The organism is Vibrio sp. D54, assembly GCF_021728075.1.
Classification (GTDB): Bacteria; Pseudomonadota; Gammaproteobacteria; order Enterobacterales; family Vibrionaceae; genus Vibrio; species Vibrio alginolyticus.
Genome location: NZ_JAKKCS010000031.1, coordinates 1 through 12317, shown reverse-complemented (window position 1 = coordinate 12317; position 12317 = coordinate 1). Strand labels below are relative to the sequence as shown.

Below are 12317 nucleotides of genomic sequence, written 5' to 3'. Positions count from 1 at the left end.
CAACCTCATCAACTACAGTGAGTTTAAAAGCGAGGGAGTAATCGCGCTGAGTTCTTTTAGTTGTTGATTTCATAACACTCTCCAATTTTGGGTGTGGAAAGTGTCAACCTTATTTAGGACGGAACAGTTTTTTTAGAAAGGGTGTTTCACATGAAACACCCTTTTTTATGCTCAAACGTTTGCGTAAGACAGATGACTTGCGGCGAAAAGTGGTTAATGTATAATCGCCCACCGCTTCGCTCGGAATGAGCCAAGCCAGTTTATTTTTCATTTTACATTGTTGGTAAGAGCCACTTTATTCAGTGACTCGATTTGGGTTCCCTCACCCCCAAACCAAACTAAAAAGGTATCGCATGAGTAACTTTACCCCTGCGCAGCAGCGCAACGCCCTTATCTATCTTGTTCTATTCCACCTAGTCATTATTGCATCTAGCAATTATCTAGTTCAGCTACCGTTTACTATCTTCGGTTTCCATACCACTTGGGGTGCATTCACTTTCCCATTTATCTTCTTAGCGACTGACTTAACTGTGCGTATTTTCGGTGCTCAGTTGGCGCGTAAGATCATCTTCTTAGTGATGTTGCCTGCGTTGGCAGTGTCTTACTTTTTATCGGTGGTGTTCTTCGAAGGTCAATTCCAAGGTTTTGGTCACCTAGGGGAATTTAACTTATTCGTTGCTCGTATCGCGATTGCTAGTTTCATGGCGTACCTACTTGGTCAGATCATGGATGTGCACGTGTTCAACCGCTTACGTCAAATGAAGCAATGGTGGGTGGCACCAACGTGTTCAACGCTTTTCGGTAATGCACTTGATACCATCGCTTTCTTCGCCATTGCGTTCTACCAAAGCCCAGATCCATTTATGGCGGAGCATTGGACGGAAATCGCGCTGGTGGATTACGGCTTCAAACTGATTATCAGTCTTGGTCTGTTCGTTCCTATGTATGGCGTACTACTGAATTACCTAATTAAGAAGCTGACTGCGGTGAACCCTGACTTTAAGGTGACGACAAGCGTTCAGTCTTAATATCAGTGGGAACCCCGAAAGCCGCTTGCTTAAATCAAGCGGCTTTTTTGTACCTGCTTACTGGGATTTAGAGGGTTTTGTACAGCGTGGAGAGCAATTAGATCATGGGTGTCCAAAAGCTCCCTAAGCTGTACGAAGGTAAAAATGAGCAATAAAAAAGTCCCGAGTGAGACCTTTTTATCGAAGTTACGGAACGTAGAGGAAGCTAGTTGGTGAAATGGCTAACGGAGCATCTTCTCAATCAAAATGGCTTTTTGCGCATCGAAGGCGCCAAGTTGCAGGCCGTTCTCCCAACTGATGCTTTGATTGAACATCGCCAGCATCAAACCGACACTGCGTTGATTGGCGTCCTGCCAGCAATCAGATTCGCTGTACTCTCCATCATTTATCGCGTTGCCATTAACGAGAATGGGCTCGAAACGCCATTTTTCGCCGACACGGTAGTAGCCTTTGCTGGTTAAGGTCTGGTTGGATTGAATCGTTAGATTGTGCTCGATGCCCGGCTCACCTGCTAATTCAAATACAAACATTAGCTGGTGGTCGCCACATTGCAGCTCAACGATCAGTTGGCCGTTTTCCTCAATCAGTGTTGACTGAGAGTAGTCTCCGAAGCAGTGCAGCAACCAAGATATAGGGTGACTTGCCGTTTCAAGAAACCACTCTTTGAGCGTGAAGGTGCCCGGTAGGTTAACTTGGGTGATTAGATTGACCACACAAGGTTGGGTTTGCGAGGTGAGCCATTTCTCTATCGTCTTGGCGGTCTCTAGCTGAGCAAAGGCGTAATTAACCAATAGGTTGGAGTTCGGTTGCTGCCAGTGAGTGATGTCGGAATTCAATCCCACCAATGGCTTTTCACAAATCAGCTTGGTTGAACCTAACGTCTTTATGATCTCTGCATGAGTATGCGCAGGTGTCGCGATGGTCACGACATCGAGTTGTTTGAGTGCGCTGATGTTCGTTTCTGCCTTTGGGATTGCTTCTTCACTGCAGGCTTGCTGAAGCGGTTCTATTTGGTTGGCGCATAACGTTGTGACCGATACACCATTGTTTCGATAGTGGGGAATGTGCGTGCGTCCCCAGTTGATTCCTATGATGCCGGCTTGCTGGATTTGCTCTGGCTTGTTGAAACGTTCACTCAATGGCGGCAAGGCGATTCGTTCATCTGCTAGACGTTGGTCATGGTGATAGTCGTTGCTTGGCAGTACTTGCCATGGCTTGTTGTAATGCTGCTTGAGCGCACAAACGAGTTCGTAGAAGTTCCACTTATCCTTTAAGTTGCTCTCAAGATGGTATAAACCGGCTTCGTTCCGCTCAATAAGCTGCAAAAAGGCGAGTGCAGTATCGTCCATATGAGAAGTCGCCGGATACCAAGCCGTGCTAGCGGTAATAACGCCATTCTCTTCATATTGGCGATCGAGATGCGCCAACATGTTATTGCCTTCTGCTTGGTGATGGAGTTGCCAACCGATTCGAGCAATCATCGCATCTGGATTTGCTTGCCAGATTGCATCTTCACAACGAACTTTGTATTTGCCGTAATCATCTTGGGTGTTTCTTTCTTCAAAGATGCCATAAGGCCCGTTTTTTGTGGCATCAAATACCATTGCTGTGCTGACAAAGAGGTAAGGAATGTTGCGTTGTTTGCAGTGCTCACCAAGCCACGCTGCCCACGCTTCACTCCCCATCGCCATATGGCACGCCGCATCAATGGGGTGTTGCTGCCAAAATTGCTCACTTTGCTCTGGATCATCTGGCGGGATTTGATGGTGATTCCATTCCAATATGTTCCAGCCGCGTAGGTGAAACTGATGAGCGACTTTTGGGGCGAGGGTGCCAGTTAAGCCAGTCATTAAAACGGTTTTCATGATGGTGCATCTTGGTTGGCTAAATTGTGTTTATCAATAAAGCATGGCTGTTTTTCGATGTAGAGCGGAGAAGCTGAGATTTTTGCTGGGCAGCACGTTTTGTAGGGGAAGTAGAAGCAAAAAAGCCCAAGCGAACGCCTGGGCTTTAGTATTGTAAGGCAGTGATATTCGCTTATTTTGCTACGATATTTAATGGCCAGCCGATGTCTGTCTGACGGTTGGATTCAATTTCCAACTCAGCCGCAGTCAGTGGGTTTTTCTCTAGCCATTGCGCATCAATGTGTAACGTTAGATTGTCGCCTTCAACCGTTAGAGTCACATTTGGCTCTAGATCAGGATTGCGACGATGGCTGAGCAGAACCGCAAGACGCAATAGTCTCAATACTCGTTTGGCACTTGAGCCTGATAATGCATGCTGCTCAGGTAAAGAAGTGAGTTGTTCGCGATAGCGACGAGCCACTTCACCAATAAAGAACTTCTGCGCGCGCGTGTAACCAGGCAGATCCAAATTCTGCAGCAAGTAAGCACTATGCTCTCCGCCTTTTTTGAAATCGATAGTTAAGCCAATTTCATGCAGTTTTGCGGCGGTCTCGAGTAATATCTTGCCCTGAGGCTCTGTAATCCACTCATCGCCCCCAGCTTGCTGTAAAAGCGTGTGTGCCAGACTAGCGACTTGTTCACCGTATTGGTGATCGAGCTGATAACGATTTTGTACGCTAGCGATAGTGCGGGCACGAATGTCTTCTTGACGAAGCTCTTCAACCATCTCATACACTAAGCCTTCGCGTAGTGCGCCGCCAGCCAGTGTCATAGCATCGATTTCAAGCAATTCAAAAACGGCAATCAAAATAGAGAGGCCACTAGGGAACACTAATGCGCGCTCAAGTGTTAAGCCTTCAATATCGAGCTCTTCTAAATGGTCGGCCAACATGGCTTGCTTCTGTAGACGCTTGAGTTTGGAGTGAGTGATTACTTCGTCCATGCCTTGCGCCAGCATTATCTCTTGCAATGCCTGAACAGTGCCTGATGCACCAACGCACACATCCCAACCAATTTCTGTATAACGTTCTAAAATCGGCTGGATGGTCTGTTTCGCTCCTTCAATTGCCGCGTCAAAGTTACGAGCATTCAATTGGCGATCTTTAAAGAAGTTTTCAAGCCAAGTCACGCAGCCCATTTTTAAGCTGGTCAGTGCTTTGGCTTCGAAACCTTCACCGATAATCAGTTCGGTACTTGCTCCACCGATATCGACTACAAGGCGACGACCACTACCGCCAGAGGTGTGAGCGACACCTTTATAGATAGTGGCAGCTTCTTCTTCACCAGTAATCACTTCTATAGGCTGGCCTAGAATTTGGTTAGCCTTTTCTAAAAACACATCTACATTGGTCGCGGTACGTAATGTTGCAGTACCGACGATGCGAATGTTTTGTTTAGGAATGTCCTGCAAGCGTTCCGCAAATAGACTTAAGCAGTCCCATCCTCGCTGCATAGCTTCCATACTAAGAGAATTATGTTCATCTAAGCCCGCTGCTAGACGAACTTTGCGCTTAATTTTAGCCATTGTTTGAACGCTGCCATCGATGTGACGCACAACGAGCATGTGAAAACTGTTCGACCCGAGGTCGATGGCGGCATATAGCGGTGATGATCCTGCTTGACTCATAAACGAACTCAGTTTCCTATTACGATTGTTTTGGTGCCGATTGACGCGGTTGGCGTGGACGACGTCCCTGCGGCTTACGGTTACCAGAACCAGAACGGGTACCGCCAGTATTCGTGCGGCGCTGTTGGTTGCGTGGTGCACGCATACGAATCGGAGCCGGTAGATCTTGAATCAGTGCCGACGAATCGTACTCTGAAACTGGGATTGTGTGCTCAATGTATTCTTCGATTGCTGGTAGGTTAACCGCGTACTCTTCACAAGCAAAACTGATCGAATGACCGCTCGCACCAGCGCGACCAGTACGGCCAATACGGTGAACATAATCTTCACAGTCGTCAGGAAGGTCGTAGTTGAAAACGTGCGTTACCTGAGGAATATGCAGACCACGCGCTGCAACGTCAGTTGCAACTAAGATGTCGACATCACCTTTGGTGAATTGCTCAAGAATCTTCTCACGCTTCTTCTGCGGTACATCGCCAGTAAGAAGGCCTACACGATGTCCATCGGCAGCCAAATGACCCCAAACCGATTCACACTTATGCTTGGTATTGGCAAAAATGATAGCGCGATCTGGCCACTCTTCTTCAATTAGTGTTTGAAGCAGCGCCATTTTGTCTTCATTCGAAGGATAGAAAAGCTCTTCCTGGATACGGTGGCCAGTTTTTTGTTCTGGTTCGACAACGACATGCTCAGGAGTATTCATGTGTTCGAATGCCAGTTCTTGAACGCGGTAAGAGAGCGTAGCTGAGAACAGCATGTTCAAACGCTCTTTTGGTTCTGGCATACGACGGAACAAGAAGCGAATGTCTTTAATAAAGCCAAGATCGAACATGCGGTCGGCTTCGTCCAGAACAACAGCTTGAATGTTGTTGAGGTTAAATACGCGCTGTTTGTAGAAATCGATGATACGGCCTGTTGTTCCGATCAGAATATCTACGCCGTCTTGCAGTTTCGCAAGTTGCTTGTCGTAGCTTTCACCACCGTAAGCTAGAGCGGTTTTTAGACCTGTGCTTTCAGTTAATGATTCTGCATCATTGTAAATCTGAATAGCGAGCTCACGTGTAGGCGCCATAATAATTGCGCGTGGCTGTGTAGGCTTACGACCTTCATGTTCCGGAGTCGTCAGAAGGTGGTTGAACGTAGCAGTAAGAAACGCGAGCGTTTTACCAGTACCCGTTTGGGCCTGGCCTGCGATGTCTTGGCCGGTGAGCAGGACCGGCAACGCCAAGGCTTGGATAGGGGTACAAAATTCGAACCCTTTTTTGTCCAATCCTTCAATAACTTGGGGCTTTAAGCCCAAATCGGCGAACTTTTGCTCTGTGATATGCGTCTTTTTCATGGCTATAGAATATCAGCTAAAGCTTGCAATACGAAAGTAAATACATTCCAATAGGGCATCTAATTACTGGTTATCATCCAACCAGTTTCGAAAAACACATTGGAGTGGAAGATGAGTGATAAGATTTTGCAGCTAACTGATGACGGTTTTGAAAACGATGTAATCAACGCTGCAGGCCCGGTTCTAGTGGATTTTTGGGCAGAATGGTGTGGTCCTTGTAAAATGATCGCTCCTATTTTGGACGAAATCGCAGACGAGTACGAAGGCAAACTCACTATCGGTAAACTAAACATCGACCATAACGCAGGTACACCACCTAAGTTTGGTATTCGCGGCATTCCAACGCTATTACTATTTAAAGATGGTAACGTAGCGGCAACGAAAGTAGGTGCTCTGTCTAAAACTCAACTAAAAGAGTTCCTAGACGCAAACTTATAATCACCAAGTGATTACAGATAAAACCGTGCAAAGTTACAATGCACGGTTTTGTTTTTCTAACTCTGGACTAGAATACTAATTAGTGCTAACTTATCGCGCGTTAATTGAACAAATTTCTCTTCTTGGTCGATCCTGAGACCAAATCCATCTTAACTAGAAAACAGATCTTATTTTGACTAAACAAGAATCCACCACCATGAACCTTACCGAACTGAAGAACAGACCTGTGTCTGACCTTGTAAAACTGGGCGAAAGCTTAGGATTAGAGAACCTAGCTCGCTTAAGAAAACAAGACATCATCTTCGCGATTTTAAAAGCGCACGCGAAAGGCGGCGAAGACATCTTTGGCGATGGGGTTCTGGAAATTCTGCAAGACGGCTTTGGTTTCCTACGCAGTGCAGATAGTTCATACCTTGCGGGTCCGGACGATATCTACGTATCACCAAGTCAGATTCGTCGCTTTAACCTACGTACTGGTGACTCTATCGCTGGTAAAATTCGTCCACCAAAAGACGGTGAACGTTACTTTGCCCTTCTAAAAGTCAATACCGTTAACGACGATAAACCAGACAACGCCCGTAACAAGATCCTATTTGAAAACCTTACCCCTCTACATGCGAATGAGCGCATGGTTATGGAGCGTGGTAACGGTTCAACAGAAGACATTACAGCACGTGTTTTAGACTTGGCATCGCCAATCGGTAAAGGTCAACGTGGTCTGATTGTTGCTCCGCCTAAAGCGGGTAAAACAATGCTTCTGCAAAACATCGCGCAAAGCATCGCGTACAACCACCCAGAGTGTGAGTTGATGGTTCTTCTTATCGACGAACGTCCAGAAGAAGTAACTGAGATGCAACGACTAGTTAAAGGCGAAGTGGTTGCGTCGACTTTCGATGAGCCAGCATCTCGTCACGTACAAGTAGCGGAAATGGTGATCGAGAAAGCAAAACGTCTTGTTGAACATAAGAAAGACGTGGTTATCTTGCTTGACTCTATCACTCGCCTAGCTCGTGCTTACAACACCGTAGTGCCTTCATCAGGTAAAGTACTAACAGGTGGTGTGGATGCAAACGCATTACATCGTCCTAAGCGTTTCTTCGGTGCTGCACGTAACGTAGAAGAAGGCGGTAGCCTAACTATCATCGCAACGGCACTAGTAGATACTGGTTCTAAAATGGATGAAGTTATCTACGAAGAGTTCAAGGGTACAGGTAACATGGAACTGCACTTGAACCGTAAGATTGCTGAGAAGCGTGTATTCCCTGCGATTGACTTCAACCGCTCAGGTACACGTCGTGAAGAGCTACTGACGAAGACTGACGAACTACAGAAGATGTGGATTCTGCGTAAGATCGTTCACCCAATGGGCGAAATCGACGCAATGGAATTCCTAATCGATAAGCTAGCGATGACGAAGACCAACGATGAGTTCTTCGATGCGATGCGTCGTCAATAGTCTCAGATAAGTCATTCTGCGAAAAGCCACCGTATATCGGTGGCTTTTTTATTGCTTTCTCCCGATAGAAGTATCAGAATGAAGGAAATGTTATCGGGAGGTTAACATGCAACAAGGAATGTTGTCGTCATTACTCCTGAGCTTGTCACTTATCACTCTACCTGCGACATTATCTGCCAAGGAAATGCATGAGTCTGTAGTAGAGCAGTGGCTTCAGGATACTCAAATACAGACTAAAGTCTCTGAACTGCTTGATTACGCTGTCAGAGATGAAGTCGACTTGCTTAAATTTGCCCTTGATCGACTTGCTTTGCCTCAACAAGAGGTGGTGCGCTTTCAATTGTTGGAAAAGCTTGAAAAGCAAGATGTGATTCTCACGCCTCGCATGGCTCTGTTTGTTGAGTCCCAGATCCGTATGACCCCGACTTATCAAGTGTTAGAGCGAGGTGATGGGTATGAATTTAGTGTACCCGCTTTTAACTTTCCCGTTATTGCGAGTCGCTTGATTAAGCGTTGGAAACAAGACCAAAGTACCTTGGACTTTGTCTTACAAGCTGAACGAAGAGAGCTTAACTTAAAGCAATGGCTTACAGGGCCATCTCAACAAGCTCAAGCGCGTGAAGCGCTTTTGATTCGAGAGTTAGACAGCTTATCACCCAATGCGCTTGCTGCATTAACGGCCCAGTTAACCAAAGCAAATGTGACCAGTTGGTTACCATCGACGGCCGTGATAGTCAGGTTGGCACAAGTTAGTCAGGATGAGGAAGTGTACAACTTACTCTGGCGGATGAAAGCTGATTACAACAGCCAGTCCGAACTTGAGCGTTTAGCTGCGGTTGGAGACGTTTTTTCCATTCAGCAATTGATGAATGCCACAGTTAACCCATCACTCAAGCCAGAAGCTATTAGTCTACTTACAAAATCTAACCCTCTATCTCCGCAAGTAAAGCAGTTTCTAGTTAGAAAAATGGCGTTATCAGAAGAAGCAACCATGGTTGCCCGAGAGCTTGCTCAACAAGGGCATCAAACCTGGTTGGAAGAGTTAGTATCTTCGAACCATCAGATAAAGACTCGGCAGATTGAACAAGTATTAAAGTAATCTGGCTCACATACCCACACAAAATAGGAGGATCTTAGCGTCCTCCTATTTGTTATACTGCGGACAGTTTAATCAGCCAGCATGAAGGCCTATGAGTTTTAAGGATTTACGCGAATTTATCGACCACCTAGAACAGAAAGGTCGACTTAAACGCATCACTCACCCTGTCGATCCCGCTTATGAAATGACAGAAATCAGCGACCGCACCTTGCGTGCTGGTGGACCTGCGCTGTTGTTTGAGAACCCAATCGGCTACGACGTACCTGTTTTGACTAACCTGTTTGGTACACCAGAGCGTGTCGCAATCGGTATGGGACGTGAAGATGTTAAAGAATTAAGAGAAGTCGGTAAGCTGCTGGCTTATTTAAAAGAACCTGAGCCACCAAAAGGCTTCAAAGACGCTTTAGAAAAACTGCCTGTGTTCAAACAAGTATTGAACATGCCGGCTAAGCGTTTACGTAAAGCACCATGCCAAGACATTGTTTGGCAAGGTGATGAAGTCGACTTGGATAAAATTCCGGTAATGAGCTGCTGGGCAGAAGATGTAGCGCCGCTGCTTACTTGGGGCTTAACCGTAACCAAAGGTCCAAATAAGAAACGTCAGAACCTAGGCATTTACCGTCAGCAGAAAATTGCCAAGAACAAAATCATCATGCGTTGGTTAGCCCATCGTGGTGGTGCGCTTGATCTGCGCGATTGGATGGAAACCAACCCAGGTAAACCTTTCCCAGTTTCGGTCGCGTTTGGTGCAGACCCAGCAACCATTCTTGGTGCAGTAACACCAGTGCCAGATACGCTATCGGAATACGCATTTGCAGGTTTGCTACGTGGAAGCAAAACGGAAGTCGTGAAGTCAGTCAGCAACGATTTGGAAGTGCCAGCGAGCGCGGAAATTGTGATGGAAGGTTATATCGACCCGAACGAGTTTGCTGATGAGGGTCCTTACGGTGACCACACTGGCTACTATAACGAAAAAGAAAAGCACCACGTATTTACTATTACGCACATTACTATGCGTAAAGACCCTATTTATCACAGCACCTACACAGGTCGTCCGCCAGATGAACCAGCTGTATTGGGTGTGGCATTAAACGAAGTGTTTGTGCCTATTCTGCAAAAGCAATTCCCAGAGATTGAAGACTTCTATCTTCCGCCAGAAGGTTGTTCGTACCGAATGGCCGTCGTCACCATGAAGAAGCAGTACCCAGGACATGCCAAGCGCGTAATGATGGGCGTGTGGTCTTTCTTACGTCAATTCATGTATACCAAGTTTGTTATTGTGTGCGATGAATCGGTAAACGCACGAGATTGGAATGATGTCGTGAAAGCCATGTCAGAGCATATGGATCCTGTACGTGATACCTTGATGATAGATAACACGCCAATCGACTCGCTCGACTTTGCTTCACCAGTGGTTGGGCTTGGCTCCAAAATGGGCTTGGATGCGACCATTAAATGGGATGCCGAGCTGGCGACGCGAACCGAGGTCACTGAGCGAGACAGCAAAGCGATTATCGAAGCAGAACTAAATGAGTTGAAACAGCAACGCCCTGAGATTGTTGACGTCTATCTTCCAGTTACAGCAAACAACCAATTTGCTGTCGTGACTATGAAGAAAGACCAAGCTGGTCAATCCCAAGAATTGATGGAACATCTATGGGGCTTCTTTGCTCAGTACACGGATAACAAATTCATCATTTTGTGCGACGATGACGTTAATGCACGAGATTGGAATGACATCATTTGGGCGGTGACAACTCGAATGGATCCAGATAGAGACACGATTCAAGTGCTTGGTAAGACTGAGAGTTCATCCAAATTAGGACTGGATGCGACCAACAAGTTCGAATCTGAAGTCACGCGCGAGTGGGGTACGCCTATCAAAAAAGATCCTAAACTTGTGGCTAAAGTCGATGAGATTTGGGACCAGTTAGGTATTCTATGAGTCATCAAGTCCACCTTCTACCAATGGACGTTACGTTCCAAGTAAAAGAAGGGGAGACGGTGTTGGAAGCTGCGCTCAACAACAATATTCGCTTCCCGCACCGTTGCCAAGTTGGCGCTTGCGCCATGTGCATGTGTAAAAAGCTAACGGGCGAGGTGAGCTATCACCTCGAACCGATGCTAACCGAAAAAGAGCAACAGCAAGGCTGGATATTCCCTTGCCAAGCCTATACAGAAAGTAATTTAGTGCTTACTTTTGACGAGTAAGCGAGAGGAACACCATGACCATCCAATGTAAAGTAAAGTCTATTCAGCCGTTAGCTTGTAATACTTACCAAATCCTTCTTCATCCAGAATCACCAGTGCCTTTTAAAGCGGGTCAGTACCTAATGGTGGTGATGGGTGAAAAAGACAAACGTCCTTTCTCTATCGCAAGCAGCCCTTGTCGTCATGAAGGTGAACTTGAACTGCACATCGGTGCGGCGGAACACAACGCTTATGCACAAGAAGTTGTCGAAGCAATGCAAGCGGCGCTTGAAACTGATGGTCAGATTGAAATTGATGCGCCACATGGCGATGCTTGGGTTCAAGAAGAAAGCGAACGCCCATTATTATTAATTGCTGGTGGTACAGGCTTCAGTTACGTTCGCTCGATTCTGGATCACTGCGTAGCGCAGAATAAAACCAATCCTATCTATTTATATTGGGGGGCGCGCGATAACTGCCAGCTTTATGCTAAAGACGAACTGGTCGAGATTGCCGACAAGTTTGCCAATGTTCACTTTGTGCCAGTAGTAGAAGAAGCTCCTGCAGACTGGCAAGGTAAAGTTGGTAACGTGCTACAAGCTGTAGCTGAAGATTTCGAAAGCTTAGAAAACTACGATATCTATATTGCAGGTCGTTTTGAAATGGCTGGCGCAGCACGTGAACAGTTCACTCAGAACAAGAAAGCGAAGAGCGAACGTATGTTCGCAGACGCGTACGCATTCATTTAAATACGGCTTTTAAGGCAGAAAAAGAGGGTTTTTTACCCTCTTTTTTGCTTTTTTGATGAAATAGTCATCGAACAGTCATTTTTTTCCATTTTTTTTCAAAAAAGGGTTGCGAACGGATCTGAGTTCCCTATAATGCGCATCCACCGACACGGCAGACGCGATAAGGCTTCAGCAGGGTCGGAGAGGTGAAAGCTTCTACGAAAAATAAAATTGAAAAAGTGTTTGACACTGTCAATTAAATCGCTAGAATGCACCTCCGCTTTGAGAGAAAAACTTCTCGTAAAGCAAGCTCTTTAACAATATAGACCTATCAATCTGTGTGGGCACTCGTTGATGATAATCCAATTAGATACCTCGGTATCAAATTAGGTTTCAATGAAACGAAGTGACCATTGAATCGAAAGATTCAGCACAGTCAATTCAAACATTACTTCTGCTATTTATTAGCGAAAGGAATGTTCAGTATTCATTGAGCCGAACAAAATCT

The 12317-nt window shown here is 46.0% G+C and carries 10 protein-coding genes; 7 read left to right on the top strand and 3 right to left on the bottom strand.

What is annotated here, in order from left to right; all coding sequences use genetic code 11:
- Positions 1-353: 353 nt before the first annotated feature.
- Positions 354-1028 (top strand): 7-cyano-7-deazaguanine/7-aminomethyl-7-deazaguanine transporter, encoded by a 675-nt coding sequence (locus L3V37_RS23155; RefSeq protein WP_005378770.1) that lies wholly within the window; start codon positions 354-356, stop codon positions 1026-1028.
- A gap of 221 nt (positions 1029-1249) precedes the next feature.
- Here L3V37_RS23155 and L3V37_RS23150 read toward each other — a convergent pair whose 3' ends face one another.
- From L3V37_RS23150 to rhlB, 3 genes are all read right to left on the bottom strand, one after another.
- Complete coding sequence (locus tag L3V37_RS23150) at positions 1250-2893, bottom strand: sugar nucleotide-binding protein (protein WP_237307222.1); 1644 nt, start codon at positions 2891-2893, stop codon at positions 1250-1252.
- A 172-nt stretch (positions 2894-3065) separates the two neighbouring features.
- The gene (gene gppA / locus L3V37_RS23145; protein WP_053306516.1) at positions 3066-4559 is read right to left on the bottom strand and encodes a guanosine-5'-triphosphate,3'-diphosphate diphosphatase; all 1494 of its coding nucleotides are present in this window, start codon (positions 4557-4559) and stop codon (positions 3066-3068) included.
- Positions 4560-4578: 19 nt separating this feature from the next.
- On the bottom strand, positions 4579-5898 hold the full coding sequence (rhlB, locus tag L3V37_RS23140) for an ATP-dependent RNA helicase RhlB (protein ID WP_005378764.1): 1320 nt from the start codon (positions 5896-5898) through the stop codon (positions 4579-4581).
- Positions 5899-6009: 111 nt separating this feature from the next.
- Between rhlB and trxA the strand changes: the two genes are divergently transcribed.
- The 6 genes from trxA to fre all read left to right on the top strand — a co-directional run bounded on the left by trxA (position 6010) and on the right by fre (position 11830).
- On the top strand, positions 6010-6336 hold the full coding sequence (gene trxA / locus L3V37_RS23135; RefSeq protein ID WP_004745500.1) for a thioredoxin TrxA: 327 nt from the start codon (positions 6010-6012) through the stop codon (positions 6334-6336).
- Between the two features lie 196 nt (positions 6337-6532).
- Positions 6533-7792 carry a transcription termination factor Rho gene (gene rho, locus L3V37_RS23130; RefSeq protein ID WP_005378757.1) on the top strand — a complete coding sequence of 420 codons (1260 nt, stop codon included), beginning with the start codon at positions 6533-6535 and terminating at the stop codon, positions 7790-7792.
- Between the two features lie 106 nt (positions 7793-7898).
- A complete protein-coding gene (locus tag L3V37_RS23125) occupies positions 7899-8891 on the top strand; it encodes a hypothetical protein (RefSeq protein ID WP_237307220.1) in 993 nt (330 codons plus the stop codon).
- Between the two features lie 91 nt (positions 8892-8982).
- On the top strand, positions 8983-10836 hold the full coding sequence (ubiD, locus tag L3V37_RS23120) for a 4-hydroxy-3-polyprenylbenzoate decarboxylase (RefSeq protein WP_237307218.1): 1854 nt from the start codon (positions 8983-8985) through the stop codon (positions 10834-10836).
- Entirely contained in the window at positions 10833-11102 is a 270-nt protein-coding gene (locus L3V37_RS23115) for a 2Fe-2S iron-sulfur cluster-binding protein (RefSeq protein ID WP_009696789.1), read from the top strand. Before ubiD ends, L3V37_RS23115 begins: the two co-directional genes overlap by 4 nt.
- 14 nt (positions 11103-11116) lie before the next feature.
- Positions 11117-11830 carry an NAD(P)H-flavin reductase gene (gene fre, locus L3V37_RS23110; RefSeq protein WP_005382872.1) on the top strand — a complete coding sequence of 238 codons (714 nt, stop codon included), beginning with the start codon at positions 11117-11119 and terminating at the stop codon, positions 11828-11830.
- The last annotated feature ends 487 nt before the right edge of the window (positions 11831-12317 follow it).